This is a genomic window from Mycobacterium sp. NTMscope_MAC_12, assembly GCF_976985675.1.
On record NZ_CDRJYY010000001.1, the window covers coordinates 4,445,544 to 4,469,508 of the forward strand.

At 68.7% G+C, this 23,965-nt stretch carries 24 protein-coding genes and 1 pseudogene; 6 read left to right on the forward strand and 19 right to left on the reverse strand.

Annotated features, from left to right (window positions below):
- Positions 1–12: 12 nt before the first annotated feature.
- Positions 13–803: pseudogene (locus AC0KS4_RS20500) on the forward strand (acyltransferase family protein).
- On the opposite strand, the gene AC0KS4_RS20505 reads toward AC0KS4_RS20500, so the two are convergent.
- From AC0KS4_RS20505 to AC0KS4_RS20530, 6 genes are read right to left on the reverse strand one after another with little or no spacing between them, the layout of a single operon-like run.
- Positions 724–1,122, reverse strand: a complete 399-nt coding sequence (locus tag AC0KS4_RS20505) for a hypothetical protein (protein ID WP_225328696.1) — start codon at positions 1,120–1,122, stop codon at positions 724–726. The pseudogene AC0KS4_RS20500 and the gene AC0KS4_RS20505 sit on opposite strands and share 80 nt — an antisense overlap.
- A complete protein-coding gene (locus AC0KS4_RS20510; protein ID WP_238956807.1) occupies positions 1,119–2,045 on the reverse strand; it encodes a metallophosphoesterase family protein in 927 nt (308 codons plus the stop codon). Before AC0KS4_RS20510 ends, AC0KS4_RS20505 begins: the two co-directional genes overlap by 4 nt.
- Positions 2,042–2,446 carry a cupredoxin domain-containing protein gene (locus AC0KS4_RS20515; RefSeq protein WP_425326333.1) on the reverse strand — a complete coding sequence of 135 codons (405 nt, stop codon included), beginning with the start codon at positions 2,444–2,446 and terminating at the stop codon, positions 2,042–2,044. The genes AC0KS4_RS20510 and AC0KS4_RS20515 overlap by 4 nt, the downstream gene beginning before the upstream one ends.
- 23 nt (positions 2,447–2,469) lie before the next feature.
- Positions 2,470–3,168: a Rieske (2Fe-2S) protein gene (locus AC0KS4_RS20520; protein ID WP_238956809.1), complete on the reverse strand. Its 699-nt coding sequence runs from the start codon at positions 3,166–3,168 to the stop codon at positions 2,470–2,472.
- Positions 3,165–3,716 (reverse strand): RNA polymerase sigma factor, encoded by a 552-nt coding sequence (locus tag AC0KS4_RS20525; protein ID WP_425326334.1) that lies wholly within the window; start codon positions 3,714–3,716, stop codon positions 3,165–3,167. The genes AC0KS4_RS20520 and AC0KS4_RS20525 overlap by 4 nt, the downstream gene beginning before the upstream one ends.
- 42 nt (positions 3,717–3,758) lie before the next feature.
- Positions 3,759–5,183: an NAD(P)/FAD-dependent oxidoreductase gene (locus AC0KS4_RS20530; protein ID WP_238956810.1), complete on the reverse strand. Its 1,425-nt coding sequence runs from the start codon at positions 5,181–5,183 to the stop codon at positions 3,759–3,761.
- Positions 5,184–5,286: 103 nt separating this feature from the next.
- Between AC0KS4_RS20530 and AC0KS4_RS20535 the strand changes: the two genes are divergently transcribed.
- From AC0KS4_RS20535 to mmsB, 3 genes are read left to right on the forward strand one after another with little or no spacing between them, the layout of a single operon-like run.
- On the forward strand, positions 5,287–6,807 hold the full coding sequence (locus AC0KS4_RS20535) for a CoA-acylating methylmalonate-semialdehyde dehydrogenase (RefSeq protein WP_225328691.1): 1,521 nt from the start codon (positions 5,287–5,289) through the stop codon (positions 6,805–6,807).
- An 8-nt stretch (positions 6,808–6,815) separates the two neighbouring features.
- A complete protein-coding gene (locus AC0KS4_RS20540) occupies positions 6,816–7,985 on the forward strand; it encodes an acyl-CoA dehydrogenase family protein (RefSeq protein WP_225328690.1) in 1,170 nt (389 codons plus the stop codon).
- 12 nt (positions 7,986–7,997) lie between these two features.
- Positions 7,998–8,876 carry a 3-hydroxyisobutyrate dehydrogenase gene (gene mmsB / locus AC0KS4_RS20545; protein WP_225328689.1) on the forward strand — a complete coding sequence of 293 codons (879 nt, stop codon included), beginning with the start codon at positions 7,998–8,000 and terminating at the stop codon, positions 8,874–8,876.
- A gap of 82 nt (positions 8,877–8,958) precedes the next feature.
- Here the strand turns inward: mmsB and AC0KS4_RS20550 are convergent, their stop codons facing one another.
- The 5 genes from AC0KS4_RS20550 to AC0KS4_RS20570 are packed head-to-tail and all read right to left on the reverse strand — an operon-like array spanning position 8,959 to position 13,935.
- Positions 8,959–9,465, reverse strand: a complete 507-nt coding sequence (locus AC0KS4_RS20550) for a MarR family transcriptional regulator (protein WP_064942621.1) — start codon at positions 9,463–9,465, stop codon at positions 8,959–8,961.
- Between the two features lie 8 nt (positions 9,466–9,473).
- Positions 9,474–10,538, reverse strand: a complete 1,065-nt coding sequence (locus AC0KS4_RS20555) for a pyridoxal phosphate-dependent aminotransferase (RefSeq protein ID WP_238956811.1) — start codon at positions 10,536–10,538, stop codon at positions 9,474–9,476.
- Entirely contained in the window at positions 10,538–11,557 is a 1,020-nt protein-coding gene (locus AC0KS4_RS20560; protein WP_225328687.1) for a 3-oxoacyl-ACP synthase III family protein, read from the reverse strand. Before AC0KS4_RS20560 ends, AC0KS4_RS20555 begins: the two co-directional genes overlap by 1 nt.
- A 7-nt stretch (positions 11,558–11,564) precedes the next feature.
- Positions 11,565–12,212 (reverse strand): SRPBCC family protein, encoded by a 648-nt coding sequence (locus AC0KS4_RS20565; protein ID WP_225328686.1) that lies wholly within the window; start codon positions 12,210–12,212, stop codon positions 11,565–11,567.
- Positions 12,193–13,935, reverse strand: coding sequence for a thiamine pyrophosphate-binding protein (locus tag AC0KS4_RS20570; protein WP_238957384.1), 1,743 nt, complete (start codon positions 13,933–13,935; stop codon positions 12,193–12,195). The genes AC0KS4_RS20565 and AC0KS4_RS20570 overlap by 20 nt, the downstream gene beginning before the upstream one ends.
- Before the next feature lie 90 nt (positions 13,936–14,025).
- On the opposite strand from AC0KS4_RS20570, the gene AC0KS4_RS20575 reads away from it, so the two are divergent.
- Together AC0KS4_RS20575 and AC0KS4_RS20580 are read left to right on the forward strand one after the other, a co-directional pair.
- On the forward strand, positions 14,026–14,721 hold the full coding sequence (locus tag AC0KS4_RS20575) for an ABC transporter ATP-binding protein (protein WP_238956812.1): 696 nt from the start codon (positions 14,026–14,028) through the stop codon (positions 14,719–14,721).
- The gene (locus AC0KS4_RS20580; protein WP_238956813.1) at positions 14,718–17,234 is read left to right on the forward strand and encodes an FtsX-like permease family protein; all 2,517 of its coding nucleotides are present in this window, start codon (positions 14,718–14,720) and stop codon (positions 17,232–17,234) included. Before AC0KS4_RS20575 ends, AC0KS4_RS20580 begins: the two co-directional genes overlap by 4 nt.
- Here AC0KS4_RS20580 and AC0KS4_RS20585 read toward each other — a convergent pair.
- The 8 genes from AC0KS4_RS20585 to secY all read right to left on the reverse strand — a co-directional run bounded on the left by AC0KS4_RS20585 (position 17,221) and on the right by secY (position 23,837).
- A complete protein-coding gene (locus AC0KS4_RS20585) occupies positions 17,221–17,847 on the reverse strand; it encodes a class I SAM-dependent methyltransferase (RefSeq protein ID WP_225328682.1) in 627 nt (208 codons plus the stop codon). The genes AC0KS4_RS20580 and AC0KS4_RS20585 overlap by 14 nt on opposite strands.
- Positions 17,844–18,410, reverse strand: a complete 567-nt coding sequence (locus AC0KS4_RS20590; protein ID WP_238957385.1) for a DUF4389 domain-containing protein — start codon at positions 18,408–18,410, stop codon at positions 17,844–17,846. Before AC0KS4_RS20590 ends, AC0KS4_RS20585 begins: the two co-directional genes overlap by 4 nt.
- 23 nt (positions 18,411–18,433) lie before the next feature.
- On the reverse strand, positions 18,434–19,642 hold the full coding sequence (locus AC0KS4_RS20595; protein WP_238956814.1) for an FAD-dependent oxidoreductase: 1,209 nt from the start codon (positions 19,640–19,642) through the stop codon (positions 18,434–18,436).
- 14 nt (positions 19,643–19,656) lie between these two features.
- On the reverse strand, positions 19,657–20,367 hold the full coding sequence (locus AC0KS4_RS20600; protein ID WP_238957386.1) for an anti-sigma factor family protein: 711 nt from the start codon (positions 20,365–20,367) through the stop codon (positions 19,657–19,659).
- 39 nt (positions 20,368–20,406) lie between these two features.
- A complete protein-coding gene (locus AC0KS4_RS20605) occupies positions 20,407–20,952 on the reverse strand; it encodes a sigma-70 family RNA polymerase sigma factor (RefSeq protein WP_225328679.1) in 546 nt (181 codons plus the stop codon).
- Between the two features lie 211 nt (positions 20,953–21,163).
- The gene (gene map, locus AC0KS4_RS20610) at positions 21,164–21,967 is read right to left on the reverse strand and encodes a type I methionyl aminopeptidase (RefSeq protein WP_472408528.1); all 804 of its coding nucleotides are present in this window, start codon (positions 21,965–21,967) and stop codon (positions 21,164–21,166) included.
- 2 nt (positions 21,968–21,969) lie between these two features.
- Positions 21,970–22,515 carry an adenylate kinase gene (locus tag AC0KS4_RS20615; RefSeq protein ID WP_225328677.1) on the reverse strand — a complete coding sequence of 182 codons (546 nt, stop codon included), beginning with the start codon at positions 22,513–22,515 and terminating at the stop codon, positions 21,970–21,972.
- Positions 22,512–23,837: a preprotein translocase subunit SecY gene (secY, locus tag AC0KS4_RS20620; RefSeq protein ID WP_163712281.1), complete on the reverse strand. Its 1,326-nt coding sequence runs from the start codon at positions 23,835–23,837 to the stop codon at positions 22,512–22,514. Before secY ends, AC0KS4_RS20615 begins: the two co-directional genes overlap by 4 nt.
- Between the last annotated feature and the right edge of the window lie 128 nt (positions 23,838–23,965).

The following is a 23,965-nucleotide window of genomic DNA, read 5'->3' on the forward strand; positions in this document are numbered from 1 at the left end:
AGGCGGAGGCCAATGACCCTCGGGCAAGTATTCGATGCGCGATGTAACGCGCTGAATGCGTGGCGGCTGCTGCTGGCTGCCGAGGTGATGCTCTGGCACTGCTGCCCGTCACGGATCGCTTGCCGCCCGCAGCGACACTGCAACTTCTCTTCTCGATAGGGGTAGACGGGTTCTTCGCGATCTCGGGATTCCTCATCACCAGGAGTTGGCTCGACGACCCGCACATACGTGACTACCTGACCTCCCGCGCCCTGCGCATCCTGCCCGGCTACTACGTCTGCCTGATCATGACGGCGTTCGTCTTCGCCCCGCTCAGCGTGGCGATCCAGGGCGGTTCGGTGAGCAAGCTCGTGTCTTCCGGCGCGCCGCTCGAATACGTCCTGAAAAACATCGGGGTGGCTTACGTCCATCTCGATATCGGCGGAACACCAAGGGGTGTACCACATTCCGGGCTCTGGAACGGTTCGCTGTGGTCCCTGGTCGCCGCTCTCCCGCTGGCCTACGCGATCATCGCGTCCGGCTCCCTGCTCAAGGACCGCCGCCCGGTGCTGCGCACCGACTTGTCCTACGGCGTCTACATCTACGCGTTCCCGACCCAGCAGCTGCTGGCCGTGTGCGGGCTCGCACGTCTGCAGCCGATGGTGCTGTTCGTCGTCGCCGCGGTGGCCACGCTGCCGCTGGCCGCGGCAAGCTGGTTCCTCATCGAAAAGCCGTCGATGGCACTCAAGCGCCGGCTGAAAGAGAAGTGGTCGGTCTCCGCCGAAGCCGGAGGCGACGGTCCGTCCACCACAGCGCCAGGGTGAACAGCTCAGCGACGGTGCTGATCGCCGCGTAAGGCGACGGCTCCCAGCCCGTTTCGGCGAAGCCGCAAAGCCCCACGGTCCGCGACAGCGCGAAGGCGACCAGGGATCCGGCGGCCATTGCCGCACCGGCCCAGCGCAGCCACCCGGGTCCGCCGGCCGCAATCAGCAGGGCGAGTGCCGACGAGACAGTGGCCTGTATCAGGAATCCGGCGCCGATGGTCGGAATGTGTTGGTAGCCATGGGTATACAGGTAGCCGTGGGCGACGGCGCTGATGGCCAACGATGCGGCGAGGCCGAGGCGGACAAAGATGCCGATCACTGCAACGTCCGCTCCTTCAGAGCCAGAGCGGTCTCTCCCCTGGCGTAGCTGACCTCGCGGATCCCCAACGCGTGTCGCAGCTTGCCGGCCGGCAGCGTCACCGGCTTGGGCGCCGGTCCGTCACCGGGGCGCGGCAGCGGGTAGGCGGTGGTCGTCCCGCTGTGAAAAGTCACATTGTCTTCCGTTTTGGAAAACAGCTGGTGGACATGGCCGTTGAGGCACGTGACGGAGGAGAACCGGCGGAGGTAACTCAGCGCCTGGGCGGCATCGTCGGTGCCCCAGCCCCATTGCGGGTACATCGCGAACAGGGGGACGTGGCTGAACACGATGATCGGAGTATCACTCGAGAGACGGGCGACGTCCTCCTTGACGAACTCCAACTGATCCACCCCCAGATGACCGAGCTTGCGCAGGTTCAACGTGTTGACCAGCGCGATCAAGTGCACACCGGCGACGTCGAGGCTGTACCATCCGTCACCAACCGTGCCCGCGCCGAAGGCGTTTCGGTACTTCTGTCCCGCGTCGTCGACGGAGTCGTGCTCGCCGGGGACGGTGAACACGTGCGGCGTCTTCAGGTCACTCATCATCTGCTTGGCCTGGTCGAACTGTTCGGGGCTGGAAAGGTGGGTGAGGTCGCCGGTGTGGATGACGAAATCCGGTGTGTAGCCGAGGTTGTTGACCTTGTCGATCGCTTCGCTGAAGGTAGCGGCGACGCCCGGATTGGGCGCACCGGTGAAACCGAGATGGCTGTCGCTGATTTGGGCGAAGCGCAGTGTGGGCTGGATGTGCGCGCGCACAGCTGCCGCTTCCCCGGCGACGTGCGAGATGACCTCGCCCCCGGCGACGGTCAACCCGACCGCCGCCCCGAACCACGCCGTATGCCGCAGCAGCTGGCGCCGGGTCATGGCATCGTCGCGGGTCATGTCGTCACCACCACGGTGCCGCGCATCATCGGGTGAATCGAGCACACATAATCGAAAGTCCCAGGGGCGGAAAAAGTGTGGGTGAAGGTCGCTCCCGTTCCCATGCCGGGTGAGTGAAACGAGCCGTCACTGGCGGCCACCGTATGGGGTTCCTCGTCGCGGTTGGTCCACGTGACGGTGGTCCCGGCGGGCACCGTCAGGGTGGGCGGCGCGAATGCGAAGCCGTCGATCGTGACCTGGTTGGCACCCGCGGGCGGCAGCGGCGCGGTGATCGACATCTCGGTGGTGGGCGCGGGGATGGTCGCCGCGGGCCGCGACCGGCCACAACTGGCAGACAACAGCACACCCGCGGCCAGCGCGGCCACCCAAAGCCTTCGAGGCATGGCGATATCCATGCCCACAGATAGGGCGGCGGGTTACACCATCAGGCCGGGCGCACCGGGGCGAACACCTCGATCACCCCGCCGACCTCACGAACCATCAGCTCGGGCAACGGCTTTGGCGCGATCGGCAACTGGTGGGTGAGCACCTGACCGCTGGGCGAGAACGACGTGGTGTGGCAGGGGCAGCGCAACGTGTCATCCGGCGCGTCGAACCACAGCTTGCACCCTTGATGGGTGCACACCCCCGAGATCGCTTGCACCGCGCCGTCGATGCGCCGGACGAATCCGGTCACCGAACCCAGATCGAAGGCGTGCATGACCCCGTCGGGCACGTCCGAGCTCGACGCGACGCGCTGCCAGCTTCCGTCGTTGGGGGTGAGTTGACCGGCCGCGCTATCCGGGGCACGCGGTTGCCCGTGTTGGGAGGCGGTCACGGCGCGATCGAGGGAAACCGCGGCAACCGCGGCCGTGGCCGCGGCCGAGGTTCCGACGATGACCTGGCGGCGCGTGCTGGCCCGCCCGGGCGTCGTTTCCGTTGGCGTGCCTGACATCTGCTCGCCGATGCGGCGGTGCAGATCGGAGAGGAATTCGGGGCGGGGCGCGTCGTCCCCGCCGCGGACGGCCCGCAGCTCGATGGCCGTGCGGAGCTGCGCCGCCTCGAAGTCGTCGGGCGCGAACGGCCTGGGCCGGCGCCCCCGCAACAGATCGTCGACATAGCGTCGCAGCCCTCGCGCATTCATTGCTTGTCCCCGTCGCTGACCTGCGCCGCCAGCCGCAGGGCGCGGTGCTGGAGCACTTTGGCGTTGGGCACGCTGATTCCGAGTTCCGCGGCGGACTCCTTAATCGAATTGCCGTGCAGAAAGCGCGATTCCAATATCTGGCGATAGCGTTCCGGCAGGCTGTCCAGGACGCGGGCCACGCGCTGCGGTGCGGTGCTGATCGCCTCCTCGCTGTCGGCTGGTTGTTCGATGTCCTCGATCGAGGTTATCTCCCGTCCCAGGGTCTCGCGCCAGTGTGCGGCCAGCACCGTCCTGGCCGTGGTCCGCAGGTAGGCGCGAACCTCGGCCACGCTCACGGTCAGGCGCAGCGGACGCAGCGCGGCGAGGAACACCTCGGCGGTGAGGTCTTCGGCGTCGGTCCTGTTGCCGACGCGCGCGAACAGCGTGCGGTACACCCACCCGACGTTGTCGGAGTACACGGCTTCCCAGTCCGGGTAGCCGGCCTCATGGCCACCGCCGGGCACCGCGCGCAGGGGTCGCGGCCCGACGGGCTCGTTTCTTGCCGCCACATGCCTCCTTCACCCGATAAATACCGGCTCGGGTTACACGGGTCAGCGCGCGGCGAGCGCGGCTTCGGTGGCCATCAACCGGTCGAGCTTGGTGGCGGTGGCGGAAAAGACGGACTTGGCGATGCCCAGGATCCGCTCGCGGACCCGCGGCTTCGCCGACGCCGACGGCAGCAGGTGGCCGATCAGGTGACCGAAGAGGTCGAGGCGCGCTGTCGACAACCACGACATCAGGTCCGGGTCGTCGAACCAGCGCAGCTGGTTGCTGTAATCGGCCAAGGCCAGCCGTAACCAGTCGACGTCGGTGTCCGGATGCGGCAGGGGCACACAGAGCTCGTTTTTCAGCGGGTCGTCGCGGTACGCGGCCTCGACGTGAGCGATCAGCGCGGCGCTGAAGATCTGCTGGCAGCCGCGCACGCTTTGCAGGGTGATGCGACCGGGATCGAAAATCGGTGTGGCGGCCCGCTTTTCGGCGCCGTCGGCGGTGCAGTCGAGGTAGAGCTCGCGGCCGCTGACCGCCACGGCGCCCCGGTCGAGGACCATCTTGTCGGCCTCGATGGACAGCAGGTGGCCCATGCGCACCACGTCGGTGATCCGTCGCAGCTGCTCGAGTTCGAGCCGGGTGACGGTGGCGCAGCGGTACATCGCGGGACGGATCGCCGGATCGATCCGCAGCAGCACGCCGGCCTCCTCAAGGCGGGCGAACAGATCCGGCACCGACGCGGCGTCGTTGATGGCGCGCAGCTGCGCGGTGAAGCTGGCCTTGATCTTCTCGGCGAACAACGCACCGGGCTGCATGGTCTCGCGGTCCAACAGCCAGGAATCGCGGGGCATGATCCAGGTGAGCCGGTCGGGCTCGACGCCGTGGCCCAGTAGCCATAGGCAGGTGTCGATGCCGGTCTTGCCCGCCCCGACGATGACGTAGCGCTCGTAGGCGCCGCGCCGGGGCAGGTCGCCGGGCGGGACGCAGTCGACGCCGGGTGCGACCCGATAGGGCGGCGGGCGCATCGCGGGGACGGTGACCCGCATGTAGGTGGCGTCGACGATGCGGCGCGCCACCCGGACGGTGTAGTCGGCGCCGGCGAGCGTGCGGAACCGGCCGTCCCCGAGGTATTCGCTCATCGGGAAGTAGCTGACCCGCCCGGTCGGCAGCAGCCGCCCTCGCATGATGTGGTCGTAGTAGGCGCAGATCTCGCCGGCGGTCGCCAGTTCGTAAAGGCCCTGGTTCCAACCGACTTGGTCGATGGTGTCGGCGCCCAGCGGCAGCGAGTTGACGCCGTAGAACGCCGAGGGCTGGTGCAGCCGCACGAACGGGTAGGCCATGGTCCAGTGCCCGCCGGGCGCGTGGTTGCGGTCCACCACCACGACGCGGGCCTCCGCCGCTGAGGCCTCGGTGACCAGCGCGTCGATGAACGCCATGGCCATGGCGCCCGCCCCGACCACCAGGTAGTCGGCCTCGATGGTGTGCATACCGCTGTCAGGCTAGCCCGCCACCCGCCTTGCCAAGGCCCGAACCGGGTTACTAGGATATGCAAGTATCCGCTTAAGCGCGTCAACCACATCCGAGGGCCCCATGACCACACAGATTCCCCACTTCATCGACGGTCGGCGCACCGCCGGCCAGTCCGGCCGCACCGCCAACGTCTTCGACCCCAGCACCGGGGGTGTCCAGGCGCAGGTGCCGATGGCCGGCCAGGCCGACATCGACGCCGCGGTGGCCTCGGCTCTCGAGGCCCAAAAAGGTTGGGCCGCAACGAATCCGCAGCGCCGCGCGCGGGTGATGATGCGATTCATCGAGCTGGTCAACAAACACAACGACGAGCTGGCCGAGCTGCTGTCGCGCGAGCACGGCAAGACCCTGGCCGACGCCAAGGGCGACATCCAGCGCGGCATCGAGGTCATCGAGTTCTCCATCGGCATCCCGCACCTGCTCAAGGGCGAGTACAGCGAGGGCGCCGGACCGGGCATCGACGTCTACTCGCTGCGCCAGCCGCTCGGCGTGGTCGCGGGCATCACCCCGTTCAACTTCCCGGCCATGATCCCGCTGTGGAAGGCCGGCCCGGCGCTGGCCTGCGGCAACGCGTTCGTGCTCAAGCCCAGCGAGCGCGACCCGTCGGTGCCGGTGCGCCTCGCCGAACTCTTCGTCGAGGCGGGCCTGCCGCCGGGCGTGTTCCAGGTCGTGCACGGCGACAAGGAGGCCGTCGACGCGATCCTGAACCACCCCGACATCCAGGCGGTCGGGTTCGTCGGCAGCTCCGACATCGCCCAGTACATCTACGCCGGGGCCGCGGCCACCGGCAAGCGCTCGCAGTGCTTCGGCGGCGCCAAGAACCACATGATCGTGATGCCCGACGCCGACCTGGACCAGGCCGTCGACGCGCTGATCGGCGCCGGGTACGGCAGCGCCGGTGAGCGCTGCATGGCGATCAGCGTCGCGGTCCCGGTCGGCGACCAGACCGCGGACCGGCTGCGGGCCCGCCTCATCGAGCGGATCAACAACCTGCGCGTGGGCCACAGCCTGGACCCCAAGGCCGACTACGGCCCGCTGGTGACCGAGGCCGCGGTGGCGCGGGTGCGCGACTACATCGGCCAGGGTGTCGACGCAGGCGCCGAACTGGTCATCGACGGTCGCGAACGCGCCAGCGACGACCTGACTTTCGGTGACGCCAACCTCGAGGGCGGGTTCTTCATCGGGCCGACGCTGTTCGACCACGTCACCCCGGACATGTCGATCTACACCGACGAGATCTTCGGGCCGGTGCTGTGCATCGTGCGCGCCCACGACTACGAGGAGGCCCTGCGGCTGCCGTCCGAGCACGAGTACGGCAACGGCGTGGCCATCTTCACCCGCGACGGCGACGCCGCCCGCGACTTCGTCTCCCGCGTGCAGGTCGGCATGGTCGGTGTCAACGTGCCGATCCCGGTGCCGGTGGCCTACCACACCTTCGGCGGCTGGAAGCGCTCCGGCTTCGGCGACCTCAACCAGCACGGGCCGTCGTCGATCCTCTTCTACACCAAGACCAAGACGGTGACGTCGCGGTGGCCGTCCGGCATCAAGGACGGCGCCGAATTCGTCATTCCCACAATGGATTAGGGTCGCGCATGTTTACCCTCGACGACGACGAACGGGTGATCACCGAGACGGCGGCCGCGTTCGCCGCCAAGCGCCTGGCCCCGCACGCCCTGGAATGGGATGCGGCCAAACACTTTCCGACCGACGTGCTGCGCGAATCGGCCGAGCTCGGCATGGCCGCGATCTACTGCCGCGACGACGTCGGCGGCAGCGGGCTGCGCCGGCTCGACGGGGTCCGCATCTTCGAGCAGCTGGCCATCGCCGACCCCACCACCGCCGCGTTCCTGTCGATCCACAACATGTGCGCGTGGATGATCGACACGTTCGGCACCGCCGAACAGCGCAAGGAGTGGGTCCCGCGGCTGGCGTCGATGGACGTCATCGCCAGCTACTGCCTCACCGAGCCGGGCGCCGGCTCCGACGCCAGCGCGTTGAGCACCCGTGCGGTCAAGGAGGGCTCGGACTATGTGCTCGACGGCGTCAAACAGTTCATCTCGGGCGCGGGCGCGTCGGACGTCTACGTGGTGATGGCCAGGACCGGCAGCGAGGGCCCGCGCGGCATCTCGGCGTTCGTCGTCGAAAAGGGAACTCCCGGGCTGAGTTTCGGTGCGCTGGAGGAGAAGATGGGCTGGCACGCCCAGCCCACCGCGCAGGTGATCCTGGAGGGGGTTCGGGTGCCCGCCGAGGCGATGCTGGGCGGCGCAGACGGCGAGGGCGCCGGATTCGGCATCGCGATGAACGGCCTCAACGGCGGCCGGCTCAACATCGCCGCGTGTTCGCTCGGCGGCGCCCAGGCCGCCGCCGACAAGGCCGGAGCCTATGTTCGCGATCGGCAGGCGTTCGGCAAGTCCCTGCTCGACGAACCGACCATCCGGTTCACCCTGGCCGACATGGCGACCGGCCTCGAGACGTCGCGAATGATGTTGTGGCGGGCGGCCAATGCGCTGGACACCGGCGACTCCGACAAGGTCGAGTTGTGCGCGATGGCCAAGCGCTACGTCACCGACACCTGCTTCGAGGTCGCCGACAAGGCTTTGCAACTGCACGGCGGCTACGGCTACCTGCGCGAGTATGGTCTGGAAAAGATCGTGCGCGACCTGCGGGTGCACCGAATCCTGGAAGGCACCAACGAAATCATGCGAGTGGTCATCGGTCGGGCAGAAGCCGCACGGTTCAGAGCTTCTCCAGCAACCGCATAGAAGGGTCTTCAGATGACCGAGCACTTGACCGTGGCTTTCCTGGGGTTGGGCCACATGGGCGGGCCCATGGCGTCGAACCTCGTTGCGGCCAACCATGCGGTGCGCGGCTTCGATCCGGTGCCCGCCGCGCTGTCCGCGGCGGCCGCGGCCGGCGTCGCCGGCTTCGACAGCGCCGGTGACGCGGTGGCCGGGGCGGACGTCGTCATCACCATGCTGCCCAACGGCGAGTCGGTGAAACGCTGCTACGCGGAGATTTTGCCCGCGGCGCGACCCGGTGCGCTGTTCATCGACAGCTCCACGATCTCGGTCGACGATGCCCGCGAGGTGCATGCGCTGGCGGAATCGCGCGGGGTTGCCCAGCTGGACGCGCCCGTGTCGGGCGGGGTGAAGGGTGCGGTCGCGGGGACGCTGGCGTTCATGGTGGGCGGTGACGAGGCGGCCCTGCAACGGGCGCGGCCGGTGCTGGAACCCATGGCGGGCAAGATCATCCACTGCGGGGCGGCCGGGGCCGGGCAGGCCGCCAAGGTGTGCAACAACATGGTGCTGGCGGTGCAGCAGATCGCGATCGGCGAGGCGTTCGTCCTGGCCGAAAAGCTCGGGCTGTCGGCACAGTCCCTGTTCGACGTGATCACCGGCGCGACCGGGAACTGCTGGGCCGTGCACACCAATTGCCCTGTGCCGGGCCCGGTCCCGACCTCGCCGGCCAACGACGACTTCAAGCCGGGGTTTGCGACCGCGCTGATGAACAAGGACCTTCACCTGGCGATGGACGCGGTGTCCTCCACCGGTTCGGCCGCCCCGCTGGGCCGCCACGCCGCCGAGATCTATGCGAAATTCGCTGCCGATCACGGCGACAAGGACTTCAGCGCGATCATCGAGACGCTGCGTTGACCGTGCGCCGAACGTCGACTTGTGGTGGGAAATAAGCCGATTCGCCGCAACAACTCCACGTTCGGCGCGCTGGAAGACGAGCTCAGAAGTCGCCGGCGTTGCGGCGCAGCGTCTCGATCGACGACGCGAGGTCCTGCGATTCGGCGTCGGACATCCCGAGATCGGCGAACACCTGCTTGTTGAGCGTGACGGTGGCGTCCTCGACCGTGGAGCGGCCCAGGTCGGTGATCTGCACCAACGTGGTGCGCCCGTCGGTGGGATGCGGAACCCGCTGCACCAGCCCGTCGGCCTCCAGCCGGCGGATGGCGTGGGTCACGCTGGTGACATGGACCTGCAGGCGGTCGGAGGCCTTGGTGATGGGGAGCGCCCCGGAACGGCTGAACGCGAGCAGCCGCAGCAATTCGTACCGGGAGAAGCTCAGGTCGTAGGGCCGCAGCGCCGTCTCCACGCGGGCCAGCAGGATCTGGTGCGCGCGCATCACCGACGTCACCGCGACCATGCCCGGCGCCACGTCACCCCACCCGGCGCGCTCCCAGTTGGCCCGCGCCGCGGCGATCGGATCACGTTTGTCGGGTCGTGAGTCGGCCACGCCCCTTCTTACCGCACTTGGAGCCCGAGCGTGGCCATTCCCAGCGCCGACAGCACCGCCGTCGTCGATGCCCGGCCGCCCACGGTGATCCGAGCGGCGCCGTCCGGGTAATACCGCACCCGGGGAGCATCGTCGCCGAAAACGTCGCGCCACGGCGGATACCGCCCACCCGGTTCGGAAGGCAGATACATGAAATTCGCGTGCGCGTCGGGCGTGTATATCCCCAGTGCGCTCAGGCGCATCCGGAGGTAGCGGCGTTCGGCGGTGATCATTCGGATCCGCCGCAGCAGTTCGCCTTCCGCGTCGTACGACGCCGCGACCGCGAGCAAGCCGGTGATGGCGATGCCGAACGGCACCTGCTGGGTCCACAGCGTCGGCGCCAGCTCGCGGGACGCCACCGCATAACCGATCCGCAGCCCCGCCAGGCCGTAGGCCTTGGAAAAGGTTCGCACCACCACCACGTTGGGGAAACGCGTGACCAATGCCGCGACGTCGAATCGGTGCTCGGCAGCGGTGAACTCGATATACGCCTCGTCGAGCAGCACGACGGTGTCGCGCGGCACCCGGCGGAGGAACCGGAAAACGGCGGCCGCGGGCTCCAGCGTGCCGGTCGGATTATGCGGCCGGCACACCACCACCGCGCGGGCGGTGGCGGCCGCGTCGGCCAGCGCGTCGAGGTCGTTGTGGCCGTGTGCGTCCAGCGCAACGAGCGACGAGTTCAGCCGTGCCAGTTGCGCGACGATCGGATAACCGTCGAACGTCGGCGACGCCATCACGATCGTGTCGCCCGGCGCGGTCAGTGCCTGCAGCGCTTGCAACACGACGCCCGTCGCCCCGGCGCCCAGCACCACCCGGTCGGCGGGCACGCCGATATGGCCGGCGATCAAGCCGCGCAACCGCTCCGGCAGGAACTCCGGATACCGGTTCGCCGCGGAAACGGACCGGATCAACGCCGAACGTACCGCCGGTAGCGGTGGAAACGGATTCTCGTTGAGCGACAGGGCGAACGGATCCACCGCGTCGGGCAGACCATCGCAGATCGGGCCAACGACCGCGGCCGGGGCGGCGTGCATCAGCCTCGCCCGCCCCAGCGCACCGCGGCGGCGCCGGCGAAGTCGCCGGCATGCGCGAAGGCCGCCATCATGACCACGTGCCCGGCGCCCAGCTGGCCGTCGGCGATCGCGCGGTCCAGATTGATCGGGATCCCGGCACCGAACAGGTTGCCGCACTCGTCGAAGGTGTCCCGATGGCGTTGCGGGGGCAACTCGAGCGCGTCACGCCAATTGCGCAGAAACACCCTGTTCGGCTGGTTGGTGACCAGCAGGTCGATGTCCTTGGCGGCCAACCCGATTCGGTCGCAGACCGCCAGCGCCACTTCCGGAACCTGCCGGTTGCCGCGGGCCAGCACCTTGGTGACCTTGCTCTCGGTGAAACCGATGCTGCCCTCGCCGGGGCCGGCCTGCCACCACTTGCGCGGCGGGTCGTAGGACAGCGTCATTTCGCCGGCATACTCACCGTAGGTGCGGCATTCGACGTCCAGGATGGGCGACTGTTCGCTCAGGGCGACCAGTCCCACCGCGGCCCCGTCGCCGGGCACCGCCGACTGCGCCTTGCGGCGGATGGTCGGTTGATCGAAGAATTGCCCGGCCGCGTTCTGTGCGATGGCGATGAGGGCCGTGCGCCCCGCGCCCGCCGACAACAAGGTACGGGCCACGTTGAGCGCCAACACGAATGCGGCGCAGCCGCCGTTGTTCAGGTCGAGCACCCAGGACGGCCGCATGCCCAGCCGATGCGCGATGCTGCCACCTTGGCCGTAGAACGCCATGTCGGGCACCTGAGTGTGGGTGATCAGCACGTCGGCCCCCTCGACGACGTCACGGCCGTGCCGTTCGATCAGGCCGTGGGCGGCACGTTCGATCATGTCGACGGAGCTCTCGTCCGCGCCGACGTGATGGCGAAACTTCGGGGCGCGGAACATCACGTTGTCGCGCAGGCCGTCGGATTCGGCGAATCGCGCGTAGTACTCGGCGGGGATCGGGTCGCCCGGCAGATACGTGGAAACGTCGATCAGGCTGACGCTCGGCTTACCCATCGCCTGCTCATCTCATCCATAGCGGCGTCACCGGCAGGCCGTTGCGGTGGCGGTACTCGGCGATCGCCTTGAGATTGCGCAACTCCAGCAGATGGCCGGCGGCGAACATGTCCCAGAAGTCGCCGACCCATACGGGCCGGGCAGCCGGAGCGGTCTCCGGGTACGGGTTGTGGTCGTAGAACGGGTGATGGCAATTCGTCCACAGCACAACCGATCCCGGCTTGTCGAGGACGGCCTGGGCGTCGACGACACGCATCAGGTAGATCATCCACAGATGCTTGCCCTGATCCCAGGCGCAGTGATAGTCCACGGTCCGCGCCTGCGCGTTGACGACGGTGCGCGTGTAGATCTCGGTTTCCGAGCCGAGCCTGTCGTGCGCCAGCCATAATCCGGGTTCGTCGGTGGGGGTGAACCCGCGCAGGCTGTACGTCCACTCCTCCAGGCTGCGGGTGTCGGCCATGTACTCGTACAACTCGTCGGGTGGGCAGTCGACGTAATCGTTGACGGTGCAGTACTGCCCAAAGACCTGGTCGTGCGGGTACACCGACCGCATCATGTCCATGATGATCGGCGTGACCTTCTCCCTGGGGCTGGTTTCGATGCGGGTGACCCCATCGATGAGGTCGGGGATATCTTCAAGCGCTGGCAGCGACATCGGTGCGGTTCTCCTTAGAAAATGAAATCTGGTCCACGGCAGCGTCTTTGGCGGGCGCGGCGGTAAGAAATGGTGCGAACGGCGGGATCTCGTCGGCGGCACACTCGACGCTGACCACGGCCGGACCGTCGATGTCGAGCGCCGCACCCATGGCCGCGGCGAACCCGTCGACGTCGCTGGCGTCCACCGCCGCCAGGCCCGGGAACATGGTCGCCAGACCGGCACCCAGCCGGCTGGGACGAAACCGGTTGTAGCTGTTTAGGTCGCCGTAGAACAGCTGCTCGCGGGTCACGCACATGGCGTGCGCGTTGTTGTTGAATAGCACGAACGTCATCGGTAGCCGGTACTGCACGGCCGTGTGCACCTCCATGCCGTGCATAAAGAACGCCCCGTCGCCGGCGATCACCACGGTGCGGCCGGCGGGCCGGCCAGTGTTGGCGCGCCCCAACGTCATTCCGATCCCGGCGCCGAAGCTGTAGCCCATGCCGCCCATGCCGAGCGCGACGGCGAACCTGCCGCCGCAACGCACCGGGAGATAGTGGATCGCCGCGGCGCCGGTGTTGCCGGCGTCCACCACGATGTCGGACCCGTCGGGCACGACATCGTCCAGCACCGCCATGGCGTCGCGGTACCGCACGCCCGGCCCGGAGAAGGGCGGGGGCTTCAATTCGGTGCGCCGCAACGTGCCCGGCACCCGCACCTTGGCGGGCCGTCCCGGACCGGACAGCGCCTGGATCAGCATGCGCAGCGAGCCGCGCAGGTCGTCGGTGTGCACGTGCGGGCATGGAACATACGGCGGCGCCGACCCGAGCGAGACCGTCGGCACCGCCGCCAGAGCGTCGTCCAGCCCGGTGCGCGCGGTGACCGACAGGCGCGTGCCCACGACCAGGCACACGGCGCTGCCGGCCACCGCTTCAGCCACACCCGGGTGACCCATGACGCCGGTCACCCCGAGCGCGGACGACGATCCGAGACCGGGTGTGCCGGCGACGTCTTTGGCGTCGGGCACGGTGGCCACCCGCGCCCGCAACACCGCGCGAAGGGCTTCGAGCTCGACGCGGGCGTCGTCGCGGGCGACCTGCTCGCCGACGATGATGGTCACCGGGCCGCTGGCGTCGCGCAGCATTTCGGCGATCGAGTCCGGGTTGCCGATGGGACGCAGGCCATCGACCGGCCTCCCGTTCTGGCCGCATTCCAGAATCGCCTGCTGAATGTCCTTGGGCAGCAACAAAACCGCCGGCCCCCCGGCACGCGCCGCCGCGATGGCCCGGGGCAGCAGCGAGACGATGTCACCCGGCGCGAGCAGCCGCTCGCAGAACACCGACACCGCCGAGAACAACGCCTCGGCGTTCAACGATCCGTTCGCGCCGCTGGTGTCCTGGAAGCTGCCGCGGCCGTCCATCGTGCTGGCCGGCTGGCCGACCAACGCCAGCACCGGAACCCGGCTCGCCAGCGACTCGCCCAGACCCGCAACGAGGTTCAGCGCGCCCCCACCCGAGGTCGCCGCCACCACGCCCACGCCGGCCCCGCTACGGCTGTACCCGTCGGCCATGGTGGCCGCGGAGAACTCGTGCTTGGCCAGCACCGCGTCGATGTCGGGGCAAAGGTGCGCGGCGTCGTACACGTCCTCGATGTTGGCGCCGTCCACACCGAAGATGTGATCGACTCCGATCGCCGCGAGGTGCCCGACGATGTGGTCGACCACCCGGCACCTGCCAAGCATGCCTGAAGAAACGAGGTAGCCCCGCGGTCGGTTCATCGTCGTCTACGCCCGGTACATGAACCGTTCACCGGCGGTCATCGTGATGTCTGAATGACCATCGAACTTCGCAACGTGATGCGCCGGTACCGGGTCGGCGGTCAAACGGTGCGGGCACTCGACGGCGTCAGCCTGCGGCTGGCGGACGAGCAGTTCGTGTCGGTCGTCGGGCCCTCCGGGGCGGGCAAGAGCACGTTGCTGCACCTGCTCGGCGCGTTGGATTCCCCCGATGCCGGGTCGATCGCCTTCGACGGTGAGGAGATCGCCCGCCTCGGCGACGAACAGCAGTCGCGGTTCCGCCATCAGCGGGTGGGTTTCATCTTTCAGTTCTTCAACCTGTTGCCGACGCTGTCGGCCTGGGAGAACGTGGCGATCCCCAAGCTGCTCGACGGAGTCCGGCTGGGCCGGGCCAAGCCGGATGCCATCCGGCTGCTGGACCGGGTCGGGCTCGGCAACCGAACCCGGCACCGGCCGGCGGAACTGTCCGGCGGCCAAATGCAGCGGGTCGCGGTGGCGCGCGCCTTGATGATGAATCCGCCGCTGATCCTCGCCGACGAGCCGACCGGAAACCTGGACTCGGCGACGGGCGCGTCCATTTTGGCGCTGCTGGCCGAGGTGGCGCACGAGGACGGTGGGGGCCGGCTGGTCGTGATGGTGACCCACAACGCCGACGCGGCCGCGGCCACCGACCGGGTGATCACGCTGCAGGACGGTCGGGTCGGTTCGGACGTCATGGCGGTCGCGGGGTGAAACCCGGGGCGCGGCGCGGCTTTACGATCACCGCTACGGCGAGCAGGCTGCGCGTGTTCAGCCTGCGTGAGCTGGCCGTGCATCGGCGCCGCACGCTCGCGTCGATCGCCGTAATGGCGGTCTCGGCAATGTATTTGGTGGCGATCTTCGGCATCTTCGGGTCGATCACCGGATCGGTCGGCCGGCTGGCCGACGGGATCGCCGGCGTCGCCGCGCTCGAGGTGTCCGGCATCACCGACGCCGGATTCCCCGACTCGATACTGGCCGACGTGGCCGCCGTACCCGGCGTCGCCACCGCCGCGCCGATGATCCGGACGTCGGCCTCCACGCCGTCGGGGCCGGTGCTGCTGCTGGGCGCCGACGCCAGCACCGCCGCCCTGGGCGGTGCCCTCAAAGACGTGGTCGCCCGGCCCGTGCAGGCGCTGTCCTCGACGCCGTCCGGCGTCCAGGTCGGACCCCGTGTCGGCTACGCGAAAGGCCAGGCGTTTCAACTGGGTTCGGCATCGGTCACGGTGACCGACGTGCTCGCGGGCAAGCGATACGCGGACCTCAATGGCGGGCACTACGTGCTTGCGCCACTTGCCTTGGCGCAGAACGCCACCGGCCGCACCGGCCAACTCGACTCGATACTGATCACCACGAAGCCGGGCGCCGACCTCGGCGCAGTCCGCTCCGCGGTCACCGCGGCCGTGCACGGCCGTGCGATCGTCGCGGCCCCGAGCTTTCGGGCGGCCAGGGCCGGCGACGGCGTCAAGCTGATGAACTACATGGCCCTGCTGGGCGCCGCGGTCGCACTGGTGGTCGGCGCGTTTTTGATCTACACCACGATGACGATGGCGATCACCGCGCGCCGGCCGGTCATCTCGATGTTGCGCGCGATTGGCGGGCGGCGCGCCACCATCGTCGGCGACATGCTGGCGGAGGCGGCGATTCTCGGCCTGATCGGCGGAGCCATCGGGTCCGGCATGGGAATTGTGGCGGGCCACATCGCGATTGGCCGATTGCCCCCGGCGATGACGCAAGGTCTCGAGGCCCGCGTGCAGTATTGGCTGCCCGGCTATGCGATACCGCTGGCGGTCGCGGCGACGGCGCTCACCAGCGCGGCGGCCTCGGCGATGGCGGCACGGCAGGTGTACAAGGTCTCGCCGATCGAGGCGCTGGCGCCGGTCGGGGCCTCGGCGGCCGACGGTGTTCCCCGATGGCTGCGCATCGCGAGTGGGCTTGGCGCCGCGGCGGTGTTCGCGGCCTCGACATTGGTCGTCACCGGCCAGCGCGGCAGCTACGCCGTCGTGGCGATGGCCGCAGTGTTGGGCGCCGAGATCGCCCTGGGCTTCGCGCTCACCGCGCCCCTCGTCCAAGCCGCGGCGGCGACGGCGCGCCTGTTCGGATCGTCGGGGGCGCTGGCGGCGGCGACGATCCAGCGTGCGCCGCGCCGGGTGTGGGCGACCGTGATGACGGTGCTCATCGGGGTGCTCACCACCATCGTGATCACGGGCACGAACGCCGACATGATCCGATCCGCGCGGGACATCTTTGCCCCGGTCACCGATACCGACGTGTGGGTGAGCGCGGACCCGCCCGACAGCTACCCCACCGACGTTCTGCCGCAGGGGCTTTCCGCGAAGGTCGCCGCTGCGCCCGGCGTGGCACGGGTGACCGAGGGCGCATTCGGGTTCGCCGTCGTCGGGGGCACCCGCGTCCTGCTCGACGGGTTCTCCCCCGGCAGCCACGACGCGCTCTTCCGTGCGCTCGACGAACGCGTGCGCGCCGAGGCGCTCGCCGGCCGCGGCGTGGTGCTCACGCAGAACCTGGGCACCATCCTGCACGTCCGGGCCGGCGACCAACTGCGGCTGCAAACGCCGCACGGCCCGCGGTCGGTGGCCGTGCTGGCCCTGGTGCCGTTCTTCGCGACCGTGATCGGCACCGTCGGAATCGACCTCGATCACATGCGGGCCTGGTTCGACCGCCCGGCGGCGACGACGCTGCAAATCGCCGCCGCCCCAGGGGTGGATCGGCAGCGACTGCTGGCCAGCGTCCGCGAGGCGGCGCCGCCCCCCAACCACGTGTACGACGGTCCCACCGCGCTGGCGGGGCTGCAGGCCCCGCTGCATCAGAGCATGTTCATCGCCAACGCGGTGTGGGTCATCGTCGTGGCGGTGGCCGCGGTCGCGCTGCTCAACACGCTGACGCTCTCGGTGACCGAACGCCGCCGCGAGATCGGCGTGCTGCGCGCCATGGGATCAAGCAGGCGGTTCGCGTTGCGGATGGTGCTGGCCGAGGCGGCCGGAATCGGCGTCGTCGGCGGCGTTTTGGGGCTGGCGCTCGGTCTGACCGACCAGTGGTTGTTCAGCCGCATCAGCGGGGACATCATGAATTTCGAAGTCGGCTTTCACCTGAGCCCGCTGGCGCTTGCCTTCACGCTCGGGGCGCTGGCGATCAGCCTGCTCGGCTCGGTGCCACCGGCGCGGCGCGCGGCGCGCCTGTCCATCATCGAGGCGGTCAGCGTCGAGTGACGGTGGCGTATCCCTGCAGATGGGGTTTGCACGGGAAGGGCACCGGCGTCCGCGGAATGCTGCGCAGCGCGGCGGTGTCGAATCCGGCCGCGGCGATGGCCTCGAGGGTGCGCCGGTTCGGCTCGCAACCGCCGGCCAGCCACGACCACGGCCTGGCGATCAGATCCTGGAGCCGGCCCGTCGCGCCGTCACCGCGCACGTGCTCGAGGACCACGAGCCTGCCCCCGGGCACCAGCACCCGCCGGATCTCGCCGAGGGTTGCGGCCACATCGTCGATCGAGCACAACACGAGCCCGACGTGGACGGAATCGAAAGAGTTGTCCGGGAAGGGAATCGACTCACCCGTGCCCTCGACGACGTCGACCGCGATGCCGCGGCGCCCGGCGAGCCTGGCGGCCATCCGCCGGAAGGGCGCCTGGGGTTCCACGGCGGCGACCGACGTCACCGTGTCGGGCAGAAACATCAAGTCGGTGCCCGGCCCCAGTCCGAGCATCAACAGCCGGCCGGTCGCGTTGCTCAGCGCCGCCCGTCGGTACCGGTGGTAGAAGAGCCGGTCGAAAACCGGCTGGCCGAATCGGTACACGTAGGCGAACACCACATTTCGGAGGGTCATCGTCCGCCCAAATCCATTCGGAACGGCGGATATTCGTCGCGCATCAACGACACGTACACCGCCACCCGGTATCGCCAGCGAACCATGCCCATCAGCAGATCGAACATGCCCTGCGGGATCGTCCCGGTGAACAACAGCGTCAGCGCGGCGACGACACACAGCACCTGCAGCGGGGCCTCCATCGACCAGCACAGCAGAATCTGAGGGATCGCGAGCAGCCACTTCACCAGCACCGCCCCGTTTTTCAGCCGCTCGGGATAGTCGACCGCGAGATCACCGGGATAGTCGGGCCGCGACGCCAGCGTGAAAGGCGGGTACCTGTCGGTGCTGTTCATCGGAAAGCGGTAGTTCATCACCCGCCACGACCAGCGCAGCACGCCGACGTTGAAATCGAAGAGGGGCCGTGGATATCGCCCGGTGCACAAGATGGCCACGCCGGCGGCCACCGTCGTGAACGGATATGTCAGGTAGAGCAGTATCAGTATCGGGTAGTGCGGCACGGCCAGCACGCACCACTTCACCAGCCAGAGCCAGCGGGAGGGCGCGTCGAAATCGCCTCGCACTCTTACGGAATCGGCCGGGCTGTTCACGGGCTTGACGGGACCGTCGCCGCTACCCCCAAGTTTCGGCTGATTTCAGCGGACATCCGGCGGTGACTCGTGAGGCGCAGAAACGTCGTCAGCGCGCCCGCCTGCAGCCGGTCGGAGATCAGCGCGGCCGGTCGCAGCACGAACTCACCATGCGACACCGGCAGCGACGCCACCCAGGACACGGCCATGACTTTGCGCCGACGGGTCCTCTCATACCACCGCAGCGCCGCCGAGACATCGGCGCCGCCGTTGGTCCCGCTGCGAAAATCCCTGAGCGCCTTGCATAAAACCATCGTGTCGAGCAGCGCCTGGTTGGTCCCCTGCGCCAGGGTGGGCGGCATCGCGTGCGCGGCGTCGCCGAGCAACGTCACCGGGCCGTGGCCCGGGCCCGGAATCGGATGGCGGAAATGCGGGAACGGCGAGCCGGCCAAGTCGTCGTCGCTCAATGTCGTGAGCACCCGGTCGACCGAGTCGGACCATCCGGCGAAATCGCTGCGGATCATTTCGATCGGGCGTGGCGGCCTGACGAAGTCATGCGACCACGGCAGGTCGAACCACCACTGCACCTCCGACCCGCCGGCGGGCCACAGGCCGAGGTTTCCGCGCGCACCGATGATCATGAGTGCGGCATCGGAATCCGCGATCTCCGGGGCAGTGGCCAGGCCCTGCCAGCTGCACCAGCCGGTCGGCTTCGCGTCTTGCGCGCCAACGTAATTGCGCACCATCGAGTGCAGACCGTCGGCACCGATCACCACGTCCGCATCCGCCACCGTGCCGTCGCCGAACTCCACGCAGACGCCGACATCCGTACTGCTCACCGCGATCACCCGCGAGCCGCACCGAATGCGCTCGGCGTCAAACCCGTCGAGAAGGCGTTCCAGCAATACTCGGCGCGGAACCATCCGCACGGGCGCGCCCAGCCGCCGCACCATCGCGGTCACGTCGAGCGTGGCGAGCGGGCGACCCCGTGACGTCACGGCCCGCACGGTGGCCAGCAGCCGACCGGCGCCGTCCATGTCGACACCCAGCTGGTTCAGTACCGTCTCGCCGTTGGACCAGATCGTCACCGCACCGCCGGCCGCCCGCACGTCGGGCCGCCGCTCGAAAACGGTGACGTCATGTCCGTCCCTCATCAAGCCGCGGGCAACGGAGATGCCGGCCACGCCGGCGCCCACCACCAGCACCCGAAGCGGACGCCCGAACACGCTGGCTCCGATCTCTACAGCGAACGCTGCAACAACACCTTGCCGCTGTCGGCGGCGACCACTTGCACGGCGGCGATCTGGTCGACCGGGGTCGAGATCGCTCCCGCGGGCGTCGCGGTGTGGCCGGGCACGGCCACCCATGTCGCCAGCCGGGTTTGGCTGCCGTCGCGACCCACCACGACCATCGCCAACGTGTCATGGTGCGCGTTCAGCGGGGCCAGGCACACGCACCGCAGCGTGATGGACGTCCCCCAGTGCTGGCCGCTGACCTGGACGCTGGAGGTCAGCAGCGAGGTGCCCACCTGCGCCATCGGCTCGGCCGACACGGTCACCTGCTGGGCCGGAGTCGACGACCACGCCTGCAGGCCGACGAACACCCCGATCGCCAGCACCGCGGCCGCGGCGGCGGAGGCCACCCAGGTCACCACCCGGGTGCGGCGCCGGCGCCACCGCACCGCGGCCAGCAACGACGGCAGCAACTCCTCGGACATCTCCGGCGCCGGGCCGGACTCGTCGATCGCGGCCACGTCGTCGCGGTCCAGTTGCGACAGCAGGGCCGGCACACCACTGAGGTCGGCGACCGCCGCCCGGCAGGCCGGGCAGTGCGCCATGTGCGTCTCGAATTCGCGGCGTTGCGCGGCCGACAGCGATCCCAGCACGTATGCGGCATCCCACATCGCGTAGCGGTCTTCGGGAGGGCCGATATCGGCCACCGGCGTGTTCATTTCATCCATGTCCTTCACCCCTCAAGCATTCGGAGCCCCTCATCGGGTAACTCCAAGTTCCTGCAGAGTGAGTCGCAACGCCCGCACCGCATAGTGTAGTCGCGACTTCACCGTTCCCTCGGCGATGCCGAGGTCTGCAGCGATCTGTGTGGTGGTCCAACCGCGGTAGTAGGACCGTTCGATCACGGCGCGGTGATCGGCGGACAGCTGGGCCATCGCGTCCGCGATCAGCAACCGGTCCAGCGCCGCGTTGACCTCGTCCGGCGTGGACTGTTCGGGCGCCCCCGAGACGTCGGTCGAACCGACGACGTTGCGGAACCGCGCGCTGCGCCGATCGTCGATGATCATGTTGCGGGCGACGGTGAACAACCACGCCCGCGCCGAGCGTTCGGTGTCCCCGACGACCTCGGGATGCTGCCACGCCCGCAGCAGCGTCTCCTGGACCACATCCTCGGACTGGCTCGTGTCCCCCGTCAGGCGCAGCGCGTATCGCCACAGAACCGCGGCGTGTTCGTCGTAGAGCGCCTTCATCAGAGCGGCTTCGGCAGCCGCTGACGCACCCCGAATGCCAGCCACACGAGCCACTCGATCACCTCCTGCCGACTAAACGAGCCGACCAGGCGCTAGGTTCAACGGCCGCGACCCGCCGCGCCCGGCTTCGCCGCGCTTGCGATCGCGGCGAGGTTCAACGGCCGCGACCCGCCGCGCCCGGCTTCGCCGCGCTTGCGATCGCGGCGAGGTTCAACGGCCGCGACCCGCCGCGCCCGGCTTCGCCGCGCTTGCGATCGCGGCTCGTTCAGGCTCCCAGCGTCAGGACGCGCGGGCCGGACTCGGTGACCGCGACGGTGTGCTCCCAGTGGGCCGCGCGCGAGCCGTCGGTGGTGACGACCGTCCACTGGTCGTCGAGCACCGCGGTCTTGCCGGTTCCGAGCGTCAGCATCGGTTCGATGGCCAGCACCGACCCGGGGGCCAGCAGCGGCCCGCGCCCGGGTGAACCCTCGTTGGGCAGGAACGGGTCCATGTGCATCTGCCGGCCGATGCCGTGGCCGCCGTAGCCCTCGACGATCCCGAAGGCCCGCGAGTGGCGGGCCTCGGCCGCGTGCGTACCCATCTCGATGGCGTGCGAGACGTCGGTCAACCGGTTGCCGGGCACCATCGCCGCGATCCCGGCCTCCAGCGATTCCTTGGTGGCCTGCGACAGCGCGTCGTCGGCCGCATCCAGGATCCCGATCCCGAAGGTGATCGCGGCGTCGCCGTGCCAGCCGTCCAGCACGGCGCCGCAGTCGATCGATACCAAGTCACCGGGCGCCAAAACCTCTGCGGCCGAGGGGATTCCGTGCACCACCCGCTCGTTGACCGACGCGCAGATCGACGCGGGATAGCCGTGATAGCCCAGGAACGACGGCACCGCTCCGGCGTCCCGGATCACCGATTCGGCGATCTCGTCCAGGCTCAGCGTCGACACTCCCGAAACCGCGGCGGCCCGGACGGCCTGCAGCGCGGCCGCCACGACCGCCCCCGCCGCGGCCATCGCGTCGAGTTCGCCGGCGCTGCGCTGCGGCACCACCTTGCGACTCCGCAGCCGCGCCAGCGGGGTCATTGTTACTTGCCCAGCGCCTGCAGCGCGCGGGCGAACACTTCGTCCATGGTGCCGATGGCGTCGACGGTCTTGAGCTCGTCGCGGTAGTAGTCCAGCAGCGGCGCGGTCTCGTCCCGGTAGACCTTCATCCGGTTCAGGATGACGTCGTCGGTGTCGTCGGCGCGGCCACGCGACTTGAGTCGCGCCAGCAGCTCGTCCTGGGAGACCCGGAATTCCAGCACCGCGTCGATGTCGGTGCCGCGGCGTTCGAGCATCTCGTGCAGCGCCTTGGCCTGCTGCAGCGACCGCGGAAACCCGTCCAGGATGAAGCCGTTGGCCGCGTCCGGATCGCTCAACCGGTCCTCGACGAGCTGGTTGGTCAGCTCCGAGGGCACCAGGTCACCGGCGTCCAGGTAGCGCTTGGCCTCCAGGCCGAGTTTGGTGCCGTTTTCGATGTTGCTGCGGAACAGCTCACCGGTGGAGATCTGCGGGATCCCCAGCTTCTCGGAGAGCTTCTGCGCCTGCGTTCCCTTGCCCGCTCCCGGCGGCCCCAGCAAAACCACTCTCACTTGAGGAACCCTTCATAGTTGCGCTGCATGAGCTGGCTCTCGATCTGCTTGACCGTATCCAAGCCCACGCCAATCATGATCAAAACCGCGGTGCCGCCGAACGGCAAATTCTGAACCGCCCCGCCATTGCCGATCTGCAAGAACAGGTTGGGCAGCACCGAGATCGCGCCGAGGTAGATCGAGCCCGGCAGGGTGATCCGGCTCAGCACGAACCGCAGGTAATCGGCGGTCGGCTTGCCCGGCCGGATGCCGGGGATGAACCCGCCGAACTTCTTCATCTCGTCGGCGCGCTCGTCGGGATTGAAGGTGATCGACACGTAGAAGTACGTGAAGAAGATGATCAGCCCGAAATAGATGCCGATGTAGACCGGGTCGCTGGGGTCCGACAGATAGCTGCCGACGAACTTGTCCCACCAGCTGTTGCCGACACCGCCGCTGCCGCTGCGGATCAGCTGGGTGATCAGGTGCGGGATATAGATGAGCGAGGACGCGAAGATCACCGGGATAACACCGGCCTGGTTGACCTTGAGCGGCAGATACGTCGAGGTGCCGCCGTACATCCGCCGGCCGACCATGCGCTTGGCGTACTGCACCGGGATGCGGCGCTGGCCCTGCTCGACGAACACCACGCCGACGATGATGATCAGCGCGGCGACGAGCACGGCGGTGAAGATCATCCCGCCGCGGCTGTCCAGGATGGTTTTGCCCTCGGCCGGGATGCGGGCCGCGATGCCGACGAAGATCAGCAGCGACATGCCGTTACCGATGCCGCGCTCGGTGATCAGCTCACCCATCCACATCACCAGCGCCGCGCCGCCGGTCATCACCAACACGATGACGACCAGCGTCAAGATGCTCTGGTCGGCGATGATGTCCAGGGAGCAGCCCTGCAGCAGCCCCCCGTTGGCGGCCAGCGCCACGATGCTGGTGGCCTGCAGGACGGCCAGCGCGATCGCCAGGTAGCGGGTGTACTGCGTCATCTTGGCCTGGCCGGACTGGCCTTCCTTGCGCAGCTCCTCGAACCGCGGGATGACCACCGTGAGCAACTGCACGATGATGCTGGCGGTGATGTACGGCATCACCCCCACCGCGAACACGGTGAGTTTGAGCAGCGCGCCGCCGGAGAACAGGTTGATCAGCGAGTAGATCTGTCCGGCCGCGCCGCCGCTGGCCTCTTTGATGCACTGCTGGACGTTCGGATAGTTGACGCCCGGGGACGGCAGCGCGGCGCCGACCCGGTACAAGACGACGATGCCAAGCGTGAAGAGGATCTTCCGTCTCAGGTCGACTGTCCGCAGCGATGAGATGAAAGCGGAAAGCAACTCTTCCTCCTGCGCAGCCGGGGGTTTCCTGCATCACGCGCCCAACTCCCGCAGGCCAGGACGTACGGCGTCGCGCGTCGAACCGTGTACGAGACTAACAGCTGGTCCGGTCAGGTCCGGTCAGGGCC

Excerpts from the sequence above, each read along its gene's own strand:
- AC0KS4_RS20510 (WP_238956807.1), bottom strand. The coding sequence starts at position 2,045 with ATGACCCGCGACGATGCCATGACCCGGCGCCAGCTGCTGCGGCATACG.
- AC0KS4_RS20520 (WP_238956809.1), bottom strand. The coding sequence starts at position 3,168 with ATGAATGCGCGAGGGCTGCGACGCTATGTCGACGATCTGTTGCGGGGG.
- AC0KS4_RS20530 (WP_238956810.1), bottom strand. The coding sequence starts at position 5,183 with ATGCACACCATCGAGGCCGACTACCTGGTGGTCGGGGCGGGCGCCATG.
- AC0KS4_RS20535 (WP_225328691.1), top strand. The coding sequence starts at position 5,287 with ATGACCACACAGATTCCCCACTTCATCGACGGTCGGCGCACCGCCGGC.
- AC0KS4_RS20540 (WP_225328690.1), top strand. The coding sequence starts at position 6,816 with ATGTTTACCCTCGACGACGACGAACGGGTGATCACCGAGACGGCGGCC.
- mmsB (WP_225328689.1), top strand. The coding sequence starts at position 7,998 with ATGACCGAGCACTTGACCGTGGCTTTCCTGGGGTTGGGCCACATGGGC.
- AC0KS4_RS20555 (WP_238956811.1), bottom strand. The coding sequence starts at position 10,538 with ATGCACGCCGCCCCGGCCGCGGTCGTTGGCCCGATCTGCGATGGTCTG.
- AC0KS4_RS20560 (WP_225328687.1), bottom strand. The coding sequence starts at position 11,557 with ATGGGTAAGCCGAGCGTCAGCCTGATCGACGTTTCCACGTATCTGCCG.
- AC0KS4_RS20565 (WP_225328686.1), bottom strand. The coding sequence starts at position 12,212 with ATGTCGCTGCCAGCGCTTGAAGATATCCCCGACCTCATCGATGGGGTC.
- AC0KS4_RS20570 (WP_238957384.1), bottom strand. The coding sequence starts at position 13,935 with ATGCTTGGCAGGTGCCGGGTGGTCGACCACATCGTCGGGCACCTCGCG.
- AC0KS4_RS20575 (WP_238956812.1), top strand. The coding sequence starts at position 14,026 with ATGACCATCGAACTTCGCAACGTGATGCGCCGGTACCGGGTCGGCGGT.
- AC0KS4_RS20585 (WP_225328682.1), bottom strand. The coding sequence starts at position 17,847 with ATGACCCTCCGAAATGTGGTGTTCGCCTACGTGTACCGATTCGGCCAG.
- AC0KS4_RS20600 (WP_238957386.1), bottom strand. The coding sequence starts at position 20,367 with ATGAACACGCCGGTGGCCGATATCGGCCCTCCCGAAGACCGCTACGCG.
- map (WP_472408528.1), bottom strand. The coding sequence starts at position 21,967 with ATGACCCCGCTGGCGCGGCTGCGGAGTCGCAAGGTGGTGCCGCAGCGC.